Origin of the sequence: Vibrio sp. S457-15 (assembly GCF_000960545.1) — a bacterium.
GTDB classification, from domain to species: Bacteria; Pseudomonadota; Gammaproteobacteria; order Enterobacterales; family Vibrionaceae; genus Vibrio; species Vibrio parahaemolyticus.
Map to the genome: position 1 here is coordinate 166,976 of NZ_JYOQ01000177.1, position 21,402 is coordinate 188,377.

23 protein-coding genes are annotated in these 21,402 nt (G+C 41.1%); 19 read left to right on the forward strand and 4 right to left on the reverse strand.

Features of this window, described 5'->3' with window-relative positions; genetic code table 11:
* Nucleotide 1: 1 nt before the first annotated feature.
* The 19 genes from UF05_RS20390 to UF05_RS20480 all read left to right on the forward strand — a co-directional run bounded on the left by UF05_RS20390 (nt 2) and on the right by UF05_RS20480 (nt 17,092).
* Entirely contained in the window at nt 2-712 is a 711-nt protein-coding gene (locus tag UF05_RS20390) for a 3-deoxy-D-manno-octulosonic acid kinase (protein ID WP_045544796.1), read from the forward strand.
* A 92-nt stretch (nt 713-804) separates the two neighbouring features.
* On the forward strand, nt 805-1,869 hold the full coding sequence (rfbB, locus tag UF05_RS20395; RefSeq protein ID WP_045544797.1) for a dTDP-glucose 4,6-dehydratase: 1,065 nt from the start codon (nt 805-807) through the stop codon (nt 1,867-1,869).
* Entirely contained in the window at nt 1,869-2,750 is an 882-nt protein-coding gene (rfbA, locus tag UF05_RS20400; protein ID WP_024700435.1) for a glucose-1-phosphate thymidylyltransferase RfbA, read from the forward strand. The genes rfbB and rfbA overlap by 1 nt, the downstream gene beginning before the upstream one ends.
* Entirely contained in the window at nt 2,737-3,279 is a 543-nt protein-coding gene (locus UF05_RS20405; protein WP_025525985.1) for a GNAT family N-acetyltransferase, read from the forward strand. The genes rfbA and UF05_RS20405 overlap by 14 nt, the downstream gene beginning before the upstream one ends.
* An 8-nt stretch (nt 3,280-3,287) precedes the next feature.
* Nucleotides 3,288-4,352: a 3-oxoacyl-ACP synthase gene (locus UF05_RS20410; RefSeq protein ID WP_017449089.1), complete on the forward strand. Its 1,065-nt coding sequence runs from the start codon at nt 3,288-3,290 to the stop codon at nt 4,350-4,352.
* A 13-nt stretch (nt 4,353-4,365) separates the two neighbouring features.
* Nucleotides 4,366-4,584 (forward strand): hypothetical protein, encoded by a 219-nt coding sequence (locus UF05_RS26615; protein ID WP_017449090.1) that lies wholly within the window; start codon nt 4,366-4,368, stop codon nt 4,582-4,584.
* Nucleotides 4,585-4,593: 9 nt separating this feature from the next.
* Entirely contained in the window at nt 4,594-5,337 is a 744-nt protein-coding gene (locus tag UF05_RS20420; RefSeq protein ID WP_017449091.1) for an SDR family NAD(P)-dependent oxidoreductase, read from the forward strand.
* 10 nt (nt 5,338-5,347) lie between these two features.
* Nucleotides 5,348-5,635 carry a hypothetical protein gene (locus tag UF05_RS20425; RefSeq protein WP_017449092.1) on the forward strand — a complete coding sequence of 96 codons (288 nt, stop codon included), beginning with the start codon at nt 5,348-5,350 and terminating at the stop codon, nt 5,633-5,635.
* Between the two features lie 9 nt (nt 5,636-5,644).
* On the forward strand, nt 5,645-6,346 hold the full coding sequence (locus UF05_RS20430) for an SDR family NAD(P)-dependent oxidoreductase (RefSeq protein WP_017449093.1): 702 nt from the start codon (nt 5,645-5,647) through the stop codon (nt 6,344-6,346).
* Entirely contained in the window at nt 6,343-7,701 is a 1,359-nt protein-coding gene (locus UF05_RS20435; RefSeq protein ID WP_024700431.1) for an ANL family adenylate-forming protein, read from the forward strand. Before UF05_RS20430 ends, UF05_RS20435 begins: the two co-directional genes overlap by 4 nt.
* Nucleotides 7,702-7,725: 24 nt before the next feature.
* Nucleotides 7,726-8,868: a dTDP-4-amino-4,6-dideoxygalactose transaminase gene (rffA, locus tag UF05_RS20440; RefSeq protein WP_017449095.1), complete on the forward strand. Its 1,143-nt coding sequence runs from the start codon at nt 7,726-7,728 to the stop codon at nt 8,866-8,868.
* 2 nt (nt 8,869-8,870) lie between these two features.
* Nucleotides 8,871-9,989 carry a hypothetical protein gene (locus UF05_RS20445; protein ID WP_045544798.1) on the forward strand — a complete coding sequence of 373 codons (1,119 nt, stop codon included), beginning with the start codon at nt 8,871-8,873 and terminating at the stop codon, nt 9,987-9,989.
* 27 nt (nt 9,990-10,016) lie between these two features.
* Nucleotides 10,017-11,207 carry a UDP-N-acetylglucosamine 4,6-dehydratase gene (locus tag UF05_RS20450; protein ID WP_017449097.1) on the forward strand — a complete coding sequence of 397 codons (1,191 nt, stop codon included), beginning with the start codon at nt 10,017-10,019 and terminating at the stop codon, nt 11,205-11,207.
* A 12-nt stretch (nt 11,208-11,219) separates the two neighbouring features.
* On the forward strand, nt 11,220-12,371 hold the full coding sequence (locus UF05_RS20455; RefSeq protein ID WP_017449098.1) for a LegC family aminotransferase: 1,152 nt from the start codon (nt 11,220-11,222) through the stop codon (nt 12,369-12,371).
* A 13-nt stretch (nt 12,372-12,384) separates the two neighbouring features.
* On the forward strand, nt 12,385-13,563 hold the full coding sequence (neuC, locus tag UF05_RS20460) for a UDP-N-acetylglucosamine 2-epimerase (RefSeq protein WP_024700427.1): 1,179 nt from the start codon (nt 12,385-12,387) through the stop codon (nt 13,561-13,563).
* A gap of 39 nt (nt 13,564-13,602) precedes the next feature.
* A complete protein-coding gene (gene neuB, locus UF05_RS20465) occupies nt 13,603-14,676 on the forward strand; it encodes an N-acetylneuraminate synthase (protein WP_045544799.1) in 1,074 nt (357 codons plus the stop codon).
* Nucleotides 14,669-15,322, forward strand: a complete 654-nt coding sequence (locus UF05_RS20470) for an acetyltransferase (RefSeq protein WP_021449022.1) — start codon at nt 14,669-14,671, stop codon at nt 15,320-15,322. The genes neuB and UF05_RS20470 overlap by 8 nt, the downstream gene beginning before the upstream one ends.
* A 19-nt stretch (nt 15,323-15,341) precedes the next feature.
* On the forward strand, nt 15,342-16,400 hold the full coding sequence (locus tag UF05_RS20475) for a nucleotidyltransferase family protein (RefSeq protein ID WP_021448984.1): 1,059 nt from the start codon (nt 15,342-15,344) through the stop codon (nt 16,398-16,400).
* Complete coding sequence (locus UF05_RS20480; protein WP_045544800.1) at nt 16,400-17,092, forward strand: acylneuraminate cytidylyltransferase family protein; 693 nt, start codon at nt 16,400-16,402, stop codon at nt 17,090-17,092. The genes UF05_RS20475 and UF05_RS20480 overlap by 1 nt, the downstream gene beginning before the upstream one ends.
* A gap of 51 nt (nt 17,093-17,143) precedes the next feature.
* On the opposite strand, the gene UF05_RS20485 is transcribed toward UF05_RS20480, so the two are convergent.
* From UF05_RS20485 to lpxM, 4 genes are read right to left on the reverse strand one after another with little or no spacing between them, the layout of a single operon-like run.
* Nucleotides 17,144-18,076, reverse strand: a complete 933-nt coding sequence (locus UF05_RS20485) for a glycosyltransferase family 52 (RefSeq protein ID WP_045544801.1) — start codon at nt 18,074-18,076, stop codon at nt 17,144-17,146.
* Nucleotides 18,076-19,341, reverse strand: a complete 1,266-nt coding sequence (gene waaA / locus UF05_RS20490) for a lipid IV(A) 3-deoxy-D-manno-octulosonic acid transferase (RefSeq protein WP_045544802.1) — start codon at nt 19,339-19,341, stop codon at nt 18,076-18,078. Before waaA ends, UF05_RS20485 begins: the two co-directional genes overlap by 1 nt.
* On the reverse strand, nt 19,335-20,393 hold the full coding sequence (waaF, locus tag UF05_RS20495) for a lipopolysaccharide heptosyltransferase II (protein WP_024703453.1): 1,059 nt from the start codon (nt 20,391-20,393) through the stop codon (nt 19,335-19,337). Before waaF ends, waaA begins: the two co-directional genes overlap by 7 nt.
* On the reverse strand, nt 20,390-21,379 hold the full coding sequence (gene lpxM, locus UF05_RS20500) for a lauroyl-Kdo(2)-lipid IV(A) myristoyltransferase (RefSeq protein WP_005466232.1): 990 nt from the start codon (nt 21,377-21,379) through the stop codon (nt 20,390-20,392). The genes waaF and lpxM overlap by 4 nt, the downstream gene beginning before the upstream one ends.
* Nucleotides 21,380-21,402 lie beyond the last annotated feature (23 nt).

Consider the following 21,402-nt stretch of genomic DNA (forward strand, 5'->3'; position numbering starts at 1 on the left):
CATGATTCAGCAGTATCGAGATAGCAACCAAGTCATTTGGTTTGATGAGGAGCTTATTGAAGATCCTAGTCAGCCTATTTTTGATATCGAGTATTGGCAGTCCTCCGACAAGGTGGTTGGCAGTGCGACGGGGCGAGGCACGACATGGTTTATCCAACTAGAGAACATGCAAGCGGCACTACGTCATTACCGTCGTGGCGGTTTGTTTGGGAAGTTAGTTAAAGACAATTATTGGTTTTCAGGTTGGGAGCAAACGCGTTGTGCGCAAGAGTTCAAACTATTACTTACACTGATTAATGCAGGTGTTCATGTGCCAAGGCCAATTGCTGCAAGAGCTGTGAAATCTGGATTGACATATCAGGCCGATTTATTGAGTGAGCGCATTCCTAACGCAAGAGACCTGGTCAGTATCTTGCAGGAAAAATCGTTACCGGAAGGAATGTATCAAAAAATAGGGCAAGAAATTGCCAAAATGCACAACGCTGGCGTTAATCACACTGACCTGAATATCCACAACATCTTGATCGATGACAAAGATAAAGTGTGGATTATTGATTTTGATAAGTGCCGCAAACAAGAGCACGGCGACTGGAAAAAGCAAAACTTAGAAAGGCTTCTTCGCTCATTCAAAAAAGAACTGCTCAAACGCCAAATCATTTGGCAAGCGTCCGATTTTGATCATGTACAAAAAAGTCATACTGAAAATACGTAAAGTGAGCTTTTTGTCAGTTATTCGTGAGACAATCCAATGGCGCATTTCGGTACACCCACTAAAAGTACCCATTAAAGTAGGTAACATTTGCAATGAAAATACTAGTAACAGGCGGGGCAGGCTTCATTGGCTCAGCTGTCGTTCGACACATTATTCGTGACACCCAAGATAGCGTCGTGAATTTAGACAAGCTCACCTACGCAGGAAACTTGGAGTCGTTAGTGGATGTCGCGGGCAGTGACCGTTACTGCTTCGAGCAAGTGGATATCTGTGACCGAACTGAACTAGACCGCGTGTTTTCAGAGCATCAACCCGATATGGTGATGCATTTGGCCGCTGAGTCTCATGTCGATCGCTCCATTGATGGTCCTGCTGCTTTTATTGAGACCAATGTGATGGGCACTTACCATTTGCTTGAAGCGGCCCGTCAATATTGGTCAAACCTTGAGGAAGCGAACAAATCGGCGTTTCGTTTTCATCATATTTCTACGGATGAAGTGTATGGCGATTTAGAGGGTACGGATGATTTATTCACCGAAACCACCTCATACGCTCCAAGCAGCCCATACTCGGCGTCTAAAGCGTCGAGCGATCACCTTGTACGCGCTTGGCAGCGTACTTATGGTCTCCCAACACTCGTAACCAATTGCTCAAACAACTATGGTCCGTACCACTTCCCAGAGAAGTTGATCCCACTAATGATTCTGAATGCCCTCGATGGCAAGCCTTTACCTGTGTATGGTGATGGCATGCAAATCCGAGATTGGCTGTTTGTGGAAGACCATGCTCGCGCGCTTTACAAAGTCGTGACGGAAGGTGAAATCGGTGAGACCTACAACATCGGTGGCCATAACGAAAAAGCAAACATCGAAGTAGTGAAAACCATTTGTGCTTTGCTTGAAGAGCTGCGACCAGACAAGCCGGCAGGTGTTGAGTCTTATGAATCTTTGATCACTTATGTCAAAGATCGCCCAGGTCATGATGTGCGCTACGCAATTGATGCGACCAAGATTGCTCAAGAGCTTAACTGGACGCCAGAAGAAACCTTTGAAAGCGGCATTCGTAAAACCGTGGAATGGTACCTCAATAATCCGCAATGGTGGCAACGCGTGCTTGATGGTTCATACAGTTTAGAGCGATTAGGAGCGGGCGAATAATGAAAGGCATTATTTTAGCAGGTGGCTCGGGCACTCGCCTTTACCCTATTACACGCGGTGTCTCTAAGCAGTTACTGCCGGTTTATGATAAACCAATGATTTACTACCCGTTGTCGGTACTCATGCTTGCTGGCATTCGTGAAATCTTGATCATCACCACGCCAGAAGACCAGGAAGGATTTCAGCGCCTATTGGGTGATGGCTCAGAGTTTGGCATTGAGTTGCAATACGCGATTCAACCAAGTCCAGACGGCTTAGCTCAAGCCTTCATCATCGGTGAAGAGTTCATTGGCGATGACTCAGTATGTTTAGTGCTGGGTGACAACATCTTTTATGGGCAAGGATTCACTCCTATTCTTCAGCAAGCTGCGATGAAGAGCCGTGGTGCGACTGTATTCGGTTATCAGGTTAAAGATCCTGAACGATTTGGCGTTGTAGAATTTGATGCCAATATGCAGGCGATTTCGATTGAAGAAAAACCAGTAAAGCCTAAATCCAATTATGCTGTCACTGGGCTGTATTTTTATGATAACCGAGTCGTCGAATTGGCAAAAAAAGTCAAACCTTCAGCTCGTGGTGAGTTAGAGATTTCGACGCTAAACCAAATGTACCTTGAGCAAGGTGACCTGAATGTTCAATTACTAGGGCGCGGTTTTGCTTGGTTAGATACTGGAACGCATGAAAGCCTACATGAAGCCTCTTCGTTTGTTCAAACCATTGAAAATGTTCAAGGTCTTAAAGTTGCCTGTTTAGAAGAGATTGCGTGGCGCAATGGGTGGTTGAGCTCAAAAGATGTACTCAACATAGCTTTGTCAATGTCAAAAAATGATTATGGTCGATATTTAGATGGTCTAATAAGAAGTTGCGATGACACTTTCTAATTCAATAGTTTTAAAAAAACATGGAGTTACATTAACTCCACTTGATTCATCACATTTAGAGATGTTGAGAAACTGGCGCAATAGTGACTTTGTGCGAAGCTTTATGCTCTATCAAGATGAAATTTCTCAAAGCGAACAACAACAATGGTTTGTAAAACTCCAAGATAGTCAAAAATTCTACTTCATCATTTCGGATGAAAATGGTGAGTATGGTTGTTGTAACATTAATATTGAAGTTGATGAAGCAGGTAATCTATGTGCAGAAGGCGGTATTTTTTCTGCGGATGAAAGTAAGCTAAACAGCCTTACTCCCATAAAAGCAATCTGCACGTTATATCAGTGGGCTTTCACTGAACGAGGCATCAATTATGTTAAAGCGCGAATTCGCTCTGAAAACAAACGTGCTATTAGATTCAATCATGGTTTGGGTTTTCAAGTTGATAATGTCGCAGAAGGGATTACCTATGCAACATTGACCAGAGAATCTTTTGAGCATCGATATAACAAAATTGAACGAGTATTAGGGTAGGTGCAGAAATGACAACTGCGAGCTTTCATAAAGCAAAAATTGTTGGAATAACCACTGTAGTTCCGCCAGATATAAAGTGTATAGACGACGAAATACATCTTTATGGTGGTAATGAGAAACAAATTGCAAGAATCAAAAAAGCGATTGGCTTAAACAAACGCCATGTAGTTGCTGACGGTGTCACGAGCTTAGATTTATGCTTGGCTGCATCATTAAAACTGTTCAATGATTTAAATGTCGAGCGAGGCTTGATCGATGGTGTTATTTTCGTAACACAAACTCCAGATCATTTTCAGCCATCTAATGCGGCAATTATTCATGGAAAATTAGGGCTGAATACATCTGTTGCTGCTTTTGATGTATCTCTAGGTTGTTCGGGATACGTATATGGTCTTTGGCTTGCTCACATGATGATAGAGACAGGAGCTTGTAAGAATGTTCTTCTTTTAGCTGGGGATACATTGAGCAAATGTGTAAATCCTAGAGATCGATCAACAGCCCCTCTTTTCGGTGATGCTGGTTCTGCTACATTGATTTCAACTACAGAAGAGCCGTCAAAGAGCTATTTTAGTCTTCACACAAACGGGGAAGGCAGTCAGCATATCGTTCAGCCTGCTGGAGGTTTTCGAGAACCGTTCTCTGAAAAAACGCGAGAAATCTCTGTTGATGACGAGGGGAATTATCGAAGTCTAAATGATTTATACATGAATGGCGGTGAGGTATTTAACTTTGCAATTAAAACTGAGCCTCAAGCTATTACTGATATTTTAGAGTTAAGTGGTAAGACGATGGATGACATTGATTATCTATTCTTCCACCAAGCTAATCAGTACATTATTTCAAATATTGTTAGGCGAATAAAAGCGCCCAAGGATAAAGCGCCGAGTGATATCGTTAGCCTGTATGGAAATCAAAGCAGTGCATCTATTCCTTGTGCTATATCTCATACTTTGGGAGGAACAGTGTCACCTGTACGGGATGTGATTCTATCCGGATTTGGTGTGGGTTTGTCTTGGGCTAGTAGCATCCTATCGCTTAACGAAGCATATGTTTCTGAAGTTGTGGTTTTGTAAAAGAGAGATATAAATGAACAAAGAGCAGTTTTTGGAAGAATTGACAGAGGTTCTTCAATTAGATGATGTTGTTAGTGAATCGACTAACCTCCAAGAACTAGAGGAGTGGGATTCTATGGCTCATCTTGGTGTTATTTCCATGTTTGATATTGAATTTTCGAAGAGTATCACTAACGCTGAACTTAAAGAAATCGAGATGGTTTCAGAACTGATGGCTTTAGCTGGGTTGTAAGGCTTCAGCGTGTCAGATTTGTATTTAGTCACAGGTGCAAGCTCGGGAATTGGTCTGTCAATTTGCCGCAACTTGCTTTTTTCTGGTCATCGTGTTGTTGGTATTGCACGAACCGAAAAAGCAGGTATTCAGGAACTTCTATCGGAATATTCAGACTCTTTCTATTTTTGTTCTAGAAATTTAGCTGAAGATATTGATGGTTTATCTCGTTTACCTATTCAACTAGCAAAACAGTATGGAAAATTCTCTGGTTTGGTACATGCCGCAGGAGTTCTTTCGGTTCTACCAAATCGTTTTAACTCTCACGACAAAATGTTGGAAACCTTTAATTTAAATGTTTTTAGTGGGTTGGCATTATCTCGAGGTATTTCGGATAAGAGAGTATGTAATGAGCTTGGGGCTTCAATAGTCTTCATCTCATCTATTGCTGCTAGTGTTGGAGCTACAGGCACAGTTAATTATGGAGCCTCGAAAGCCAGTTTGATTGGAGCAGCCAAATCTTTAGCTAAAGAATTGGCAGCACAAAATATCAGAGTTAATACCATTTCTCCTGGTCTTATTAAAACTGAGCTTACGAATAATTATCATGACACAGATTTTTTTGAGAGGCTTGAAAGTGTCTATCCTTTAGGGTTGGGAGAGGTTGAATATATAGCTGATGCTGCTGAGTTTTTATTATCCAATAAATCAAAGTGGATTACCGGTATAGATTTAGTTGTAGATGGTGGCATCACGTTAGGAATAAATGAATAAAGGGTGAAATATGGAAAAATATATTGATTTAATTTTGTCAACCTTGCATGAAATGGGTGAGGATGAAGATAACGAAGCTTTAATTGAAGCTCATGTTAAAACAAAACTATTTGGCACTAATGGCGTTCTTGATAGTGTGGGTATCGTATTCTTAATCACTGAGTTGGAAGAGAAAATAAGTGATGAGTTTGATATTGACGTTACCTTGGCTGATGAAAAAGCAATGAGTCAAGTTACTTCGCCATTTAGAAATGTTGAAACTTTGGCTAAGTATATCTCACAATTAGTAGAAGGTTAGATTTTAGTTATGCCGTTGAATATTGTTATTACGGGTACTCGTAAAGGGTTAGGAAAAGCGCTTGCAGAGCATTATCTTTCTCTAGGTCATACAGTTGTTGGTTGTAGTCGTCAATCAGGCTCGATAACGCACGATAACTATCACCATTATGAACTAGATGTGGCAGATGAAAAAGCTGTAGTGTCAATGGTTAGAAGTGTTCGTAAGATACTGAATAAAGTTGATGTATTGGTTAATAATGCAGGCATGGCTTCAATGAACCATTTCTTGACTACACCTTTAAGTAGCGCTGAAAAAGTTATGGCTACAAATGTCTTTGGTACATTTCTATTTTCACGAGAAATTGCCAAGCTAATGATGAAGCAGGGCTATGGCTCAATAGTAAATTATTCAACGGTAGCAGTTCCTTTAGATTTAGAAGGGGAGGCTATTTATGCGGCTAGTAAAGCTGCGATAGAGTCTTTAACGAGAGTCTCGGCTAAAGAGCTTGCCCCTTATGGTATTAGAGTTAATGCTATTGGTCCTACTCCAGTGCCGACTGATTTAATCAAAGCAATACCCAAGAAAAAAATTGATGAATTAATATCAAAACAAGTGATAAAGCGACTAGGACAAGAAAGTGATGTTATTAACGTAATTGACTTTTTCATTTCCCCTAATAGCAACTTTATCACTGGGCAAGTTTTATATTTAGGTGGGGTTTTTAAATGACCGGTTACTTAACTAAGTTATTAGACTATTCTGATGAAATTGCTCTTTGTTTTGATAATGGAAATTATACTTATAAAGAGTTAAATGATCGAATAAATTACTTTTTTAATGGATTGAAAGACATAAAGTCTGGTCAAGTGGTTTGCATTATTAGTGATTATTCATTTGAAGCAATTTCTTTATTTTTTGCTCTGGTAAAGAATAAAAACATTATCGTTCCAATTGTCAGTGAGAATCGAGAAGAAGTAGAAAAAAGACTCGATGTTGTATCTCCTGATGTTGTTATTAATTTAAGGGAGGGAAACTTTAGTGATCTTCCTAACTATAATGTTAGTTCTGACTCAAGGCATCCATTAATTTTAGATATTGTGGCCAGTCGAAGCTCCGGATTAGTGTTGTTTAGTAGTGGTAGCACTGGTGTACCTAAAGCGATGATCCACAATTTAGACAATTTACTCAGTACCTATGCCGATAAAAGATCGAAGTCTTTATCTATTATGGTATTCCTAATGTTTGATCATATTGGTGGGCTAAATACTTTACTCAATTCATTGGCTATGGGGGCAAAGATCGTAATCCCTCAGAAGAGAGAGCCTGAGCATGTTGCAATGCTTGTTGAGCAGGAAAAAATTAATTTATTGCCTGCTTCACCAACGTTTTTAAATATGATGTTAATTGCAAATGTGCATCAGCAATATGATCTTAAATCATTGAGAATGATTACATATGGTACTGAAGCTATGCCGGAAAGCTTGTTACTAAGGTTGAAAGCAGCTTTACCGCGAGTAAAGCTATTGCAAACTTTCGGTACAAGTGAAACTGGCATTGCGCAAACTTCCAGCAGATCTTCAAGCAGTTTAGAAATTCGATTTGATGACCCGAATCAAGAATACAAAATTGTGGACAATGAACTTTGGTTGCGTAGCAAGACACAGATTCTTGGTTATTTGAATCATGATATGAGTAGTTTTTCGGATGATGGTTGGTTCCAAACTGGAGATTTAGTAGAGCAGTCTGGTGACGGATATTTGAGAATTATCGGGCGAGCGAAGGAAGTCATCAATGTTGGTGGTGAAAAGGTTCTTCCAAGTGAAGTTGAATCCGTTTTATTGGAAGTTGATGGTGTTGAAGATTGCGTTGTCTATGCTGCATCTAACGCTATAACTGGTCAGACAGTAGTAGCAAACATTACACCTGCCTCGGACATGGACTTGAAAGAACTAAAAAAGCAAATTCGTAAATACTGCCGTACTAAGTTGGATAGCTACAAAGTGCCCACGAAGATGAATTTTAGTACAGATACAGGCATTAGCGACCGCTTCAAAAAGGTTCGTATCAACAAATATAGTAATTAATGTTCCTGAATAGGTAATAGCATCATGATCCCTTTTAATAAACCAGCAGTTGTTGGTACAGAGACGGCATTCATTCAACAAGCACTTAGTAGCGGTAAGTTGAGTGGTGACGGTGACTTCGGACAACAGTGCCAACGTTGGTTTGAAAAACAAACCGGTTGTATTAAAGCACTACTAACGCCTTCTTGTACTCATGCTCTTGAACTGGCGGCTTTGCTCATAGACGTTCAGCCCGGTGATGAAGTTATTATGCCAAGCTACACTTTTGTAAGTACGGCAAATGCATTTGCTCTTCGTGGAGCTAAAATAGTGTTTGTTGATATTCGTCCTGATACGATGAATATTGATGAAACTAAAATTGAGGCGGCGATTACCGAAAAAACAGTAGCTATAGTACCTGTACATTATGCTGGTGTTGCTTGTGAGATGGACACAATCATGAGTATTGCAGACAAGTATCAACTTATTGTTATTGAGGATGCAGCTCAAGGTGTGATGTCTACTTACAAAGGGAAAGCGTTGGGGGCAATTGGCCATCTAGGTGCATATAGTTTTCATGAAACGAAAAACTATACGTCCGGTGGTGAAGGTGGACTACTTCTTATTAGCGATCAATCTTTTGTTGAACGAGCAGAAATTGTTAGAGAGAAAGGTACGAATCGAAGCTTATTTTTCCGAGGCATGGTTGACAAATATACCTGGGTTGATCTTGGTAGTAGCTTGCTTCCAAGCGAGATTCAAGCTGCTTACCTTTGGGGACAGCTTGAAGATGCTGAAAGGATTAACCAGAGACGACTACAAATTTGGCGCACATATCTAGATGAGCTTACGCCTCTAGCAACAAAGCACAATATAGAAGTGCCAACTGTTCCTTTTGAATGCCAACACAATGCGCACATGTTTTATTTGAAACTAAGAAATTTGGAACAGAGAAGCAAGTTTATAGAAATGCTCCGAGACGAAGGTGTTATGTCGGTGTTCCACTATATTCCTTTGCACAGCTCACCAGCTGGTCAAGAGTTTGGTCGGTTTGTGAGCAGTGACAATTACACGACGCAAGAAAGTGAGCGTTTGGTAAGGTTACCGTTGTTTTTCAATATGACTGATGTTGAGCTGTCTTTTGTTATCAAGGCCATAAAAAATGTACTAGGACGCATGGAATCGTAATAATGCCAAGCAGCGATATTAAACATATTTTTTTAGTGTCTAGTACTGACCATTTTTCCTCTCTGTTTATTGATGCCTTAATTGAGAAAGCTGGCATTAATCACGAGACGTTAGGTGTCGCCGTTTTCGGGGGGGGGGATGTTGAATCTCAATACCCTAAGAAAATTGATGGCGTCACTTACTTTTCTTACGAGAAGGTGAACAACTCTATTTTTTTGAACGCCTCAACGATAACTTATTTCTCTTTAAGTGCACTTAACTCGGCTCAAGTTCGAGAGGTTCTCGAGCTTAACCCACAAATGAAAAGTAAGTGCTATATGTTTATCACGGATGATGAGGTTGACAGATGGCTTTTGTGCAAAGACAAGCATGGGCATTTAGTTACAGATGTTAAATTTAACATTACAGAGAATGACCTTTGGGTTTTGAGTCAACAAGAGTGGTTTATTGCTTTAGATGGTGCATTTCGTGATAAGTTGACTCAAGTATTAGGTCGACTAGATTTTTCTATTGTTGATTCTGGTGTTGTGTTCGATACCTTACCTACCAGAGCCGCTGAAAGTTTGGCGGTGTCTGTTTATGCAGACGAAAAAAATAAGAAAAAGAGTATCCTTTTAGGTACAAAACCTAATGCATTTAAATATCAAGATATTAAAGCGATGTTACGTGCATTCATAAAAGCTAGTGTGCACACGGAATACAAGTTTGTTGTGATGTGGCCTGTAAAGCAGTGGCGAAAACGTCTTCTTTTAGAACTTTATTTAACCTATTTGCAAAAGATAAAAAAGCAGACAGTCGATGTTTCTGTCTTAACATCTCTTCCCCCATTAGCTTACACGGCTGTTGTGATGTCGTGCACACATCTTGTGCTTCAACCTAGAGGCGGAGCTAGTACCGCCCGTCAACTGATGAAGTGGGGGCAAGGTAAGGTTTATGTGGCGAAAGGAAGCCACAATGAACTGTTCTTTAAAGATGCACAAAATATTGAACTATGTAGTTTTTCTACATTTGATGAGCTAGCGAGCAGTTTAGGAAAACAGATTGATGTTAACGCTAATGCCTCTAAAATAAATGCAGAAGAGCAACGTTCACTTCAAGAGCTAGCTACACTTTATAGCTAGGCCACACCCAGATTTTCAAGGCTAAATATGAGCAATATTCTCTCTCTTATCGGTCGTACCGATGCTTTATTCACTCAAGACATCTCAAATCATGAAGTTGAATTGTCAAAGATTGTCTCTGAATCTCGCTTTCTTGTCTTAGGTGGGGCTGGCTCTATTGGTCAAGCGGTCACGAAAGAGATTTTTAAACGAAACCCACAGAAACTTCATGTTGTTGATATTAGTGAAAACAATATGGTTGAGTTGGTTCGTGATATTCGTAGCTCTTTTGGTTACATTGATGGCGATTTTCAAACATTCGCATTGGATATTGGTTCCATTGAGTACGATACGTTTATCAAATCGGACGGTCAGTTTGACTACGTATTGAACTTATCAGCTCTTAAACATGTGCGCAGTGAAAAAGATCCATTCACACTCATGCGCATGATCGATGTGAACGTATTCAATACAGATAAGACAATTCAACAATCGATTGAATCTGGAGCGAAGAAATACTTCTGTGTATCGACAGATAAAGCTGCCAACCCCGTCAATATGATGGGCGCCTCTAAGCGTATTATGGAAATGTTCTTAATGCGCAAAAGTGAGCAAATGTCGATTTCAACTGCTCGTTTTGCCAATGTGGCGTTTTCCGATGGCTCTTTACTGCATGGCTTTAACCAACGAATTCAAAAGCGTCAACCAATCGTAGCACCTAATGACATTAAGCGCTATTTCGTGACGCCACAAGAGTCGGGAGAGCTTTGTCTCATGTCTTGTATCTTCGGTGAAAATCGAGACATCTTCTTCCCTAAGTTGAGTGAGGCTCTTCATCTAATTTCATTTGCTGATATTGCTGTGAAATATCTAGAGCAATTGGGGTTTGAACCATACCTTTGTAGCAGTGAAGACGAGGCTCGTGAACTCGCGAAAACGTTACCTGAGCAAGGCCAGTGGCCTTGTCTGTTTACAGAAAGCGATACAACGGGAGAGAAGGATTTTGAAGAATTCTTCACGGATAACGAAGTGCTTGATATGGAGCGCTTTGAAAATTTAGGCATTATCAAAAACGAACCGTCGTTCGATCAAGATCTTTTGACTTTATTTGAGCAAAGCATTGCTGCAATGAAAGATAAGCGTGAGTGGAGTAAGGAGCAGATTGTAGAGTTGTTTTTTACTATGATTCCCGACTTTGGCCACAAAGAAACGGGTAAATACTTAGACAGCAAGATGTAAGCGGAGCGAATAATGAAGCCAACATCGATTGTTGAATTTGTACGAGATACGTATCAAACCAAAGACTTTATCCCACTACACGCGCCGACTTTCCAAGGAAATGAAAAAGCGTATGTGATGGAGACTATCGACAGCACTTTTGTCTCAAGTGTCGGTAAGTTCGTAGATCAATTCGAACAAAAAATAGAGCAATACACTGGTAGTGCAAAAGCGGTAGCCACTGTTAATGGTACAGCGGCATTGCACGCCGCGCTTTATATGGCGGGTGTACAAAGTGGTGACTTGGTGATCACTCAAGCTCTTACTTTTGTCGCTACTTGCAATGCCCTGTATCACATGGGAGCTGAACCTATTTTCGTTGATGTTTCAAAAGTCAGCCTTGGTTTATGTCCTAAAGCGGTGGAGGCTTACCTAGCGGAACATGCAACGCTCACTGAGGAAGGGTGCTTTCACAAAGCGACGGGGCAACGTATCAGAGCTGCAGTTCCCATGCACACGTTTGGTCATCCGGTTGAGTTAGATGAACTAATGGCAGTTTGCTGCAAATGGCAGCTTGTTTTGGTTGAAGATGCAGCAGAAAGCTTGGGTTCTTTCTATAAAGGCCAGCATACCGGAACCGTTGGTGACTTTGGTGCCGTCAGTTTTAATGGTAACAAGATCATTACGACTGGTGGAGGCGGTATGGTGTTGTGCAAAACGAGAGAATCGGGTCTACAAACTAAACATGTAACGACGACGGCGAAAGTACCTCATCCTTATGAGTTTTATCACGACGAGCCGGGCTTTAATTATCGTATGCCAAACCTCAATGCGGCACTTGGTTGCGCGCAAATGGAAGTTATAGAAAGCTACTTGGAACAAAAGCGCAAACTTGCGAAGCAGTATCAGAGCTTTTTTGTTGGCAGTGAGATTCAGTTTGTTATTGAGCCAGAATATGCGCATTCAAATTACTGGCTTAACGCGATCATTTGCCCTGATATCGAATCCCGTGAAGCCATGTTACAAGAGACAAACGCAGCAGGTGTGATGACTCGTCCAATCTGGAAGTTGATGCATCGCTTGCCTATGTTTAAAAATGCACTTCGAGGTGATTTAAGCTATTCAGAGTTCATTGAAGCGCATTTAGTTAACTTACCAAGTACCCCCGTAGCATTAAATCGTTAAGGCAAGATTCAACATGACTCAGCAACAAAAGAAAGTTGCCGTATTTACCGGAACAAGAGCCGAGTATGGCCTGCTTTATTGGCTTCTAAAGGATATTCAAGATGATCCTGAGTTGAAACTTCAGCTCTTGGTGTCTGGTATGCATCTTTCGCCAGAGTTTGGTGAAACTTATCATCAAATAGAGCAGGATGGATTCGTCATTGATGAAAAAATTGAGATCCTACTTTCATCTGACTCCGCAGTTGGTACTGCGAAGAGTATGGGACTAGGAGTACTTGGCTTTGCTGATGCTCTTTCAAGACTGAAGCCTGATATATTGGTCATTTTAGGTGACCGATTTGAAGCTCTTGCCGCAGCACAAACGGCAATGATACTGCGCATCCCCATTGTTCACTTGCACGGTGGGGAGATCACTGAGGGGGCGTATGATGATGCAATACGCCATGCTATTACCAAATTAAGCTATTTGCATGCTACGTCCACTGAGGATTACAGGCAGCGTGTTATTCAGTTAGGTGAGTCGCCTGACCGAGTAAAAAATGTGGGTGCCATTGGTTTAGACCACCTAAAACGTGCAACGTTTATGACGGTAGATGAGCTTGCAAAGTCACTTGCCTTTAACCTAACTCAACCATTTTTTGTGGTCACATATCATCCAGTGACCTTAGGTGATGAGAAGCCTGAGGCAAGCTTTCAAGCGCTCTTAGGCGCATTAGATGAATTTCCCAATCATCAAGTAATCCTTACTTATCCGAATGCTGATGATGGAGGGCGACGTATTATCCCTATTTTGGAACAATATGCTCAAGCTAACCCACAACGTGTTTTAGCTATTCCATCTCTTGGGCAAGTACGTTACTTGAGTGCGGTAAAGTATGCTGATGCTGTGATTGGTAACTCTTCGAGTGGGATTATCGAAGTGCCTGCATTTGACGTACCTACCGTGAATATTGGTTCAAGACAGAAAGGGCGTTTGGCCGCCAAGAGTGTCCTAAATTGTAAGCCTGATCAAATAGATATCTCTGCTTCAATACGTGCGGCTGTGCAGAGAGCTTACAAAAAAGATAGCAACGAGGTTGTCTTAAATCCTTATGGGGAAGGTAATACAAGCGGACAGGTGATTGACATGATTAAAACTTTACGTTTTGAGCCGAGTAAGGCCTTTTTCGACCTAGATTTTGATAATGTATAATTATCCCATTGTAGATTTGAAGACGATAGAAGAGACTCTATGACATTAATAATTGCTGAAGCTGGTGTAAATCACAACGGTGATGAAAAATTGGCATTTGAACTAGTTAATGCAGCATACAAAGCTGGTGCTGATATTGTTAAGTTTCAAACTTTTAAAGCAAAAAACTTAGTCACCGCTGAAGCACAACAAGCTGAATATCAAGTTGCTAACACGCAAAAACAAGAGTCTCAGTTAGCGATGTTGAGCCGGTTAGAACTATCTTATGACGTGCATCATCAACTTGTAGAGCACTGCCAGTCAATTGGTATTGAGTTTTTATCGACAGCTTTTGACTCTGAGAGTCTAGATTTCCTTGTTAATGACTTAAAGTTAACGCGATTAAAAATACCGTCGGGAGAAATTACTAATGCCCCTCTTGTTTTGGAGCATGCACGTACTGGTTGTGACCTAATTGTCTCGACAGGAATGGCAACCTTATCAGAAGTGGAGGCCGTTTTAGGGGTTGTCGCTTTTGGCTATACTGCAGATAAAAGTGCAATGCCAAGCGAGTTAGAGTTTCAAAAAGCGTATGCCTCTGAGCTTGGTCAAAAAGCCTTAAAAGAAAAAGTGACATTGCTGCATTGTACCACCGAATACCCAGCGCCAATGGAAGAGATAAATCTTAAGGCAATGGATACCCTTTCAAAAGCCTTTGAGCTTCCTGCCGGTTACTCGGACCACAGTGAAGGCATCACGATCCCCATTGCGGCAGTTGCCCGTGGAGCGGTTCTGATCGAGAAGCATTTTACTCTAGACAAGAATATGGAAGGGCCGGATCACAAGGCTTCACTTGAGCCTAGTGAGCTGACAGCGATGGTTTCAGCAATTCGTCAAGTTGAAGTGGCGTTAGGAGTAGGGGTCAAAAGTCCAACGGTTTCTGAAGTTAAGAACAAAGCGGTAGCTAGGAAGAGCCTGATAGCAGCAACGAACATTGCCGCTGGTGAAATGTTTACACCGAATAACCTGACTATAAAACGCCCTGGAACAGGTCTTTCCCCTTACAAGTTTTGGGAACTATTGGATAAACCAGCGAGCAAGTCTTACCAAGCTGGAGATTTAATTTTTGAGTAAAGAGCGTTTGAAGCCTCTCGTAATTATTGGTGGGGGCGGTCACGCAAGCGTGTTGGTGGATACTCTTCTTCAACAGCAGAGAGATATTCTGGCCGTTATATGTCCTGATGATTTGAGTGAGCGCGGCATTTTTAACGAGCTACCTCATTTTCGCAAAGACGAAGATGTCTTTAGGTTTGATTGTAACGAAGTTTTGCTAGTCAATGGCATTGGTGCCCTCCCCAAATCGGGCTTAAGAAGCAAGCTAACTCAGTTTTACACAGCGAGTGGGTACCAGTTCGAAACAGTGATTGCTTCTTCTGCTCAAGTATCTCCTTTTGCGGAAGTTCATATGGGGGGGCAAATTCTTTCCAGTGCCATTATTCAAGCCGGAGCCAGAATTGGTCGCCATACAATAGTGAATACTGGCGTTATAGTTGAGCATGACTGTGATATTGGATCTTTTAACCATTTGGCCCCTCGTTCAACACTGTGTGGTCAAGTTCTGACTGGCGATAATGTTTATATTGGAGCGGGGGCTACGGTGATTCAAAACGTCCGAATAAATACAAACTCTATTGTAGGTGCTGGAGCGACAATCACTCAAAATGTGCCAATGGATACGATCTGTTACCCATATAGGGTAACAATGAAAAGTTTTAAATGATTTAGAAAATAGGTTAAGCATGAGTCATTGTTGGAAAAATGTTTTAATTAAGCCAACCAGTTCATTACTTGATGCGTTAGAAATTATAAACAATGAAGCGTTGAGGGTTGTGCTAGTTGTTGACGATAATGATCATCTTTTGGGGGTCGTTACGGATGGTGATATTCGTCGTGGGTTGCTTAAAAACTTGCCTTTGACAGCTGATGTAGCGCAAGTGATGAACACTAACCCATTGACGGCAAATATTAACACTCCTCGTGAAGAGTTAATTTCAGCAATGGAGAGCCGTAGCGTTCTTTCTATTCCATTGATAAAAGACGGAAAAGTGGTTGGTTTAGAAACTCTGCACGGTGCGCTACGTCAACCAACCTATCAAAATCCTGTTTTTCTCATGGCTGGTGGTTTCGGGACTCGGTTGAAGCCTCTGACTGATACATGCCCTAAGCCAATGCTCAAAATTGGTGGTAAGCCTATTTTAGAAACGGTTATTCGAAGCTTCATTAAGGCTGGTTTTGTTAATTTTTATATTTCTACTCATTACATGCCGGAGCAGATTGAGCAGTATTTTGGTGATGGCTCTAAGCTCGGGGTAAATATCACCTACGTTTATGAAGAGTCTCCGTTAGGTACTGGCGGTGCTTTGGGTTTGCTACCTAAGGACTTACCAGCAGACCTGCCATTAATAATGATGAATGGCGATGTCTTAACGAAAGTTGATTTTCAGCGACTTCTGGAGTTCCATACAGAAAATCAAGCTGATGCAACGATGTGTGTCCGTGAATATGATTATCAGATCCCGTATGGTGTTATCAATGGCGATGGCAATAGAATTACCAGCATGGTAGAAAAACCAATCCAACGTTTTTTTGTTAATGCCGGAATATACGTTGTATCTCCGAGAGTCATCCAATCCGTACCGAAAAATCATCATATTGATATGCCGACTTTACTTGAGCAACATATGAATGAACGTGAAAATGTACTCATGTTTCCAATTCACGAGTACTGGCTTGACATTGGTAGAATGGATGATTTTAATCGCGCTCAAGCAGATATCCATACGTTAGGGGTACTGTAGTGATCGAGGGTAAAAAAGTAATTGCGCTCATTCCTGCTCGTGGGGGGAGTAAGCGCTTGCCTAGAAAAAATGTGTTACCGCTTAACGGTAAACCTTTAATTGCTTGGTCTATTGATGCTGCGAATAATTGCCCATACATCGACAAAGTCTTGGTGAGTACTGATGATCAAGAAATCGCAGATATTGCATTACAATTCGGGGCTGAGGTTCCTGAATTGCGGCCGGAACATTTGGCTTCTGATACAGCGAAAACAGAAAGTGTGTTGATTTACACGCTTGAAAAGTTTGGTAAAGGTGATGAGATACTTGTCTTGTTACAACCGACATCCCCTTTACGCACCACTCAGCACATTAATGAAGCTCTGGAGTTGTTCATAGAAAAGCAAGCTTTGTCCGTGGTTTCTGTTACACCATGTGAGCACTCCCCGCTATGGTCGAACACGCTTCCGGAAGATGGTTCGATGGGGGGGTTTCTGAGGCCAGAAGCACTTAATCGTTCACAAGACCTCGGAGAGTTTTACCGACTAAATGGAGCGATATACATTTTTGATGCCAGAGACCTGCTGGAACAAAAAAAAATTCATTATACCGCTAAGTCATACGCCTATGTCATGGATAACCGAGTCTCTTTTGATATCGATCAGAAGTTGGATTTTGAATTGACTGAGTTTTTTATGGGTAGAACGAACTGATATATAATGCCTTGTTACAAGGCATTATATTACTTAATGGTTCAAATTTTCTTATTTCAGGTTTTTGTCTGTTTTCCATTGAGTAAGGAAGTCGTGTAGGTCCAGTGCAAGTAAATCAACTTGTATATTATCATTGACCTCTTTTAGGTTCAGTACAGAGGTTGAGTTCAAAGTATAAAGATGAACATTTTTATCATCTGGAGAAATAAGAACTTCTGCTGGTATAAATTTATCTAGAACCAAACAAGAAAAATGCTCAGTATAATCTGTACATTCGCGAGGATGTGGCTTTATTACTGTAATGTTATATTTCTCAGAAATTTCTTTGTACAGCTCTATTTTTCCATCTTCCGTCACCAGATCGCTGATAGGTTGAGTAAATAAAATGTTTTTTCCACTAAGAGACTCGAAGTTGTGCGTAAGTATCATTTGCAAACTAAAATTTCTTGTGTAGTCCAACATGTCAACAACATCGAAGACTTTTGTTTTGTTTTGTAATTGAGAGTCTACAAGTTCTGGTTTTGATAAATAGATACTAGTTATTTTATTTCCATAGCCCAAAGGAGATACAACTCTGCCTTTTAAAGCACGTTTTACTCTTTTTTTGAATGGTATTGGGCCATTATAGTTTCCAGCCCCATCTTCTAGAACTGAGCCGTGAGATAAATCGAATAGAAACGCATAGGTTAGGTGATCGTGACCAAAAAACTTTTTCTTTTTAATTAGAGTTGTAATGTCATATTGTAGAAGTCCCATTTTGTAAAGCAAAGAGTCCCAATTTTTGTTGAGCTTAGTGTTAACAATGACTACGTTATCTAACTTACTATTCGCTAACAGAGCCTGGAAGTCAATATGGCTAACGAACAGTGTATTATGGCCCCCTTTATTAATATATAAGTATAAAAAAAGTGCGAAAATTGAGTTTACGTAACATACGTTCTCATAATTAGACTGAATTCTCTTATACGTAATGATGTTTTTCATTATTTTTTCTCAAAGATTATTGTTACTATTTTATTCACAACATTTGTATAATTAGCGATGAAATTTGCACTATGCAAGCTTTTAGAGTTTGTACTTAATGAAAAGTGATTATCTATCAAGTTACTGAGTTCATTAATTTTTGTAATGATATTGCAGAACGAATGTTTTTTAAGAAGATTAACAATTTCTGTAAAATTGTAATAACTTGGTCCTGTGATTACAGGTACTCCCAGGGCTGCTGGCTCTAACACATTGTGTCCACCGACTTTATCTCCGATTAGACTGCCACCCATAAAGCAGATGTCTGCTGCACCAATCAATACGAGCATTTCACCCATTGTATCGCCTAGGTAAATCTGAGTTGTGTTTTCTGCAGGTTGCTTTTCTGTGCGACGGACAGTTTCAAAGCCTTGTTTTTTACAAAGAGCGAAAACATCGTCAAATCGTTCCGGATGCCGAGGAACTAAAATGAGTAAAGCATTGGGATGAGATTCTAAAATCTGTTTATGTGCCTCTAATACCTGTTCATCCTCGCCTTTATGCGTACTCGCTGCAATCCATACTGGGCGGTCTTTTCCAAGTTGTGCTCGAAGTGCTTTGCCTTGTAGCTTCACGTGATCTGAAATTTGAATATCAAATTTAATCGAGCCCGTGACCGATAGCTTCTCTTTATTGACGCCTAAGCGTTCAAATCGCTCTGCATCAGAATCCGTTTGACAAAGTACTTGCGTCAAGCATGGATGAAGTTGGTTAAAAAGCCATTGGACTTTTGCGTAATTTTGACAGGATTTTTCTGATAGCCTAGCGTTAACTACGGTGATCGGAACATTGGCTTGTTTGACGACGTGGAGCGTATTTGGCCACAGTTCTGTCTCTATAATCAGCATTTTCTCTGGCTGTATTGCCTTTAGGAAGCTTTTTACAGCAAAGCCAAAGTCTATTGGCATATAGCGGTGTTCAACTAAATCACCCAACTTGGCTATTTGTTCCGCACCAGTGCTCGTGGTTGTTGTGACAACGATAGGTTGCTCTGGATATTGCTGTTTGAGTTCCTTGATTAGAGGTGTTGCCGCGATGCTTTCGCCTACAGAAACAGCATGAATCCAAATTGGACGCTGATGCGTTTTTAACTGTGGGGTTATTCCAAAGTGTTCTTTCCATCGCCCACCAAATTTGGGTTTATTGGGTTTGCTTTTATATAAGCCCAATAAAAGAAATGGTGAGGCAAGCGCTAACAGTGCCGTATAAATAATTCGAATTAACATGAAATAGTCGCAATGGCTTCGAGCTTCTGGATGCTATCTAGGACTTGTTTTGGCGATAGCTCAGTCAAGCATTTCAAATGTTGGTATTGGCACTCACGCTTGAAACATGGTCGGCAGTCGATATCGGTATGAACCATTTCAACTTTTTCAGCCAGTGGTGGTGTGTACTTTGGTGATGTTGAGCCATAAACAGCAACGACATTACAACCTACAGCGGCTGCTACATGCATTAAGCCTGAGTCATTTGCGACCACCGTTTTACATGCAGCAAGAAGATCGACCGCTTCAATTAAACTGGTTTGCCCTGCTAGAACATGAATGTGTTCATGGAACTGTGTTGGAACAAGTGCACGGATATTGTTACAAGTCTCTAGGTCTTTTTGAGAGCCAAACAGCCATACTTGATGGCCGGCTTTGCACATCTGTGTAGCAACTTCGGCATAGTGTGTTTCCGGCCACTTTTTCGCTGGGCCAAATTCTGCACCAGGACATAGACCAACAGCTGGTCGTTTTTGATCTAAATTGAATTTATTGATGGTTGTTTGCTGTTCTTCTTTATTGATCGACAGGCTAGGGCGAGGCAGTGTATCCAATCCTCCAAGAGAAGATGAATCAACCATTTCTGATTTAGAGTAAGCGAGAGCCACATAACGCTCAACCATGTATTGGAAGGATTTCATATTTGGACGCAGGTCATTGAGAAGACCGTAGCGCATCTCTCCTTTCCATCCTGTACGCAGAGGTATATTCGCAAACCAAGGAATCAGCGCTGATTTCGCTGATTTTGGCAGAATATAAGCGTGGTCGTATTGCTTTTCACGTAATGATTTACCAATCTCTCTGCGGCCTAATAAATTAAACTCACCATGGCCTATCGGCATCTCGATTGCTTGGTGAATTTCTGGCATACGCTCAAGAATAGGCTTACACCAGCCGGGTGCAATAACATCAATTTGGCTTTCCGGATGCAGTTGCTTTAGTGTGATGTAAAGAGATTGGGACATCACCATATCACCAACCCATGCTGGGCCAATAATTAGAATTTTTTTCATTTTTCAACTTGCCAGTCAGTGTTGTATCTCGGCTTAAAGAGATTGTAATAATTGTTGCCGTCTTCTTGTGAATGCAATAGCTGTAGCACCCACATATATTGTTCTGGTTTATCACCGACGAAGTATTCAATAGCTTCGTTACAGGTGCGGGCGTCTTGTTCTTCACCTTTGTCTAAATCAAATGCAGGCAAAATTTCGATATCGAATGTGCCATCTTCGGTGTTCATTGAAGCGAACAGAGGTAATACTTTGGAACGTGATAGTTTAGCAATTTTACCCAATCCAGGGAGCGTTGCTTTACGTGTGGCGAAAAAGTCGACAAATACGCTGTGTTCAGGGCCATGATCTTGATCGGGTAGGTAATACCCAATGTAGCCGTCTCGAATAGATTTTAGAAAAGGCTTAATGCCACCAGAGCGCTCGTAAACTCGGCCGCCATACTGAACTCTTTGCTTGTGCATTAACCAGTCAGCCACATCGTTCTTTTGTTTTTTTGCCATCGCAGAGACAGGCATCCCCATTGAAGCCAGCAAAATAGCAGGAACATCGATAGCCCACGAGTGAGGCACCATCAAAATCACATTTTCATTGTTATCAATGTGCTGGCGTAGTACGTCCAATCCTCGAATTTGGCAGCGACTCTGAAGCCATTGAGGAGAACGCAAACTCAGCAACCCAAAACGAAAAAAGAACATGGCTGCTGTGTAGAGCGTTTTTTCAATTAAGGCTTCGCGTTCCTGAAACGTCTTTCCAGGGAAGCATAATTCAAAGTTGACTCGAGCCCTGTGAGCTGGCCCTTTATGAGATTTAGATAACTTTTTAGCTATTGTTTTGGCTAGCCACTTTTGGGCGCTAAGAGGCATTAAGGCTAGCGGCAAAAAGAGTATTACACCTAACCAAGTTCCCCAATACTTAGGCGACAAAAAATGACGCTCAAATTCAGGGTTATATGCTTTGGAGTCGTAGTCGTCACGTTTTGCTGTCATGGCGTGTCTAGTTACCTATCCGT

Coding starts and splice junctions, on each gene's coding strand:
- UF05_RS20390 (WP_045544796.1), top strand. CDS start 2: ATGATTCAGCAGTATCGAGATAGCAACCAAGTCATTTGGTTTGATGAG.
- rfbB (WP_045544797.1), top strand. CDS start 805: ATGAAAATACTAGTAACAGGCGGGGCAGGCTTCATTGGCTCAGCTGTC.
- rfbA (WP_024700435.1), top strand. CDS start 1,869: ATGAAAGGCATTATTTTAGCAGGTGGCTCGGGCACTCGCCTTTACCCT.
- UF05_RS20405 (WP_025525985.1), top strand. CDS start 2,737: ATGACACTTTCTAATTCAATAGTTTTAAAAAAACATGGAGTTACATTA.
- UF05_RS20410 (WP_017449089.1), top strand. CDS start 3,288: ATGACAACTGCGAGCTTTCATAAAGCAAAAATTGTTGGAATAACCACT.
- UF05_RS26615 (WP_017449090.1), top strand. CDS start 4,366: ATGAACAAAGAGCAGTTTTTGGAAGAATTGACAGAGGTTCTTCAATTA.
- UF05_RS20425 (WP_017449092.1), top strand. CDS start 5,348: ATGGAAAAATATATTGATTTAATTTTGTCAACCTTGCATGAAATGGGT.
- UF05_RS20430 (WP_017449093.1), top strand. CDS start 5,645: ATGCCGTTGAATATTGTTATTACGGGTACTCGTAAAGGGTTAGGAAAA.
- UF05_RS20435 (WP_024700431.1), top strand. CDS start 6,343: ATGACCGGTTACTTAACTAAGTTATTAGACTATTCTGATGAAATTGCT.
- rffA (WP_017449095.1), top strand. CDS start 7,726: ATGATCCCTTTTAATAAACCAGCAGTTGTTGGTACAGAGACGGCATTC.
- UF05_RS20445 (WP_045544798.1), top strand. CDS start 8,871: ATGCCAAGCAGCGATATTAAACATATTTTTTTAGTGTCTAGTACTGAC.
- UF05_RS20450 (WP_017449097.1), top strand. CDS start 10,017: ATGAGCAATATTCTCTCTCTTATCGGTCGTACCGATGCTTTATTCACT.
- UF05_RS20455 (WP_017449098.1), top strand. CDS start 11,220: ATGAAGCCAACATCGATTGTTGAATTTGTACGAGATACGTATCAAACC.
- neuC (WP_024700427.1), top strand. CDS start 12,385: ATGACTCAGCAACAAAAGAAAGTTGCCGTATTTACCGGAACAAGAGCC.
- neuB (WP_045544799.1), top strand. CDS start 13,603: ATGACATTAATAATTGCTGAAGCTGGTGTAAATCACAACGGTGATGAA.
- UF05_RS20475 (WP_021448984.1), top strand. CDS start 15,342: ATGAGTCATTGTTGGAAAAATGTTTTAATTAAGCCAACCAGTTCATTA.
- UF05_RS20485 (WP_045544801.1), bottom strand. CDS start 18,076: ATGAAAAACATCATTACGTATAAGAGAATTCAGTCTAATTATGAGAAC.
- waaA (WP_045544802.1), bottom strand. CDS start 19,341: ATGTTAATTCGAATTATTTATACGGCACTGTTAGCGCTTGCCTCACCA.
- waaF (WP_024703453.1), bottom strand. CDS start 20,393: ATGAAAAAAATTCTAATTATTGGCCCAGCATGGGTTGGTGATATGGTG.
- lpxM (WP_005466232.1), bottom strand. CDS start 21,379: ATGACAGCAAAACGTGACGACTACGACTCCAAAGCATATAACCCTGAA.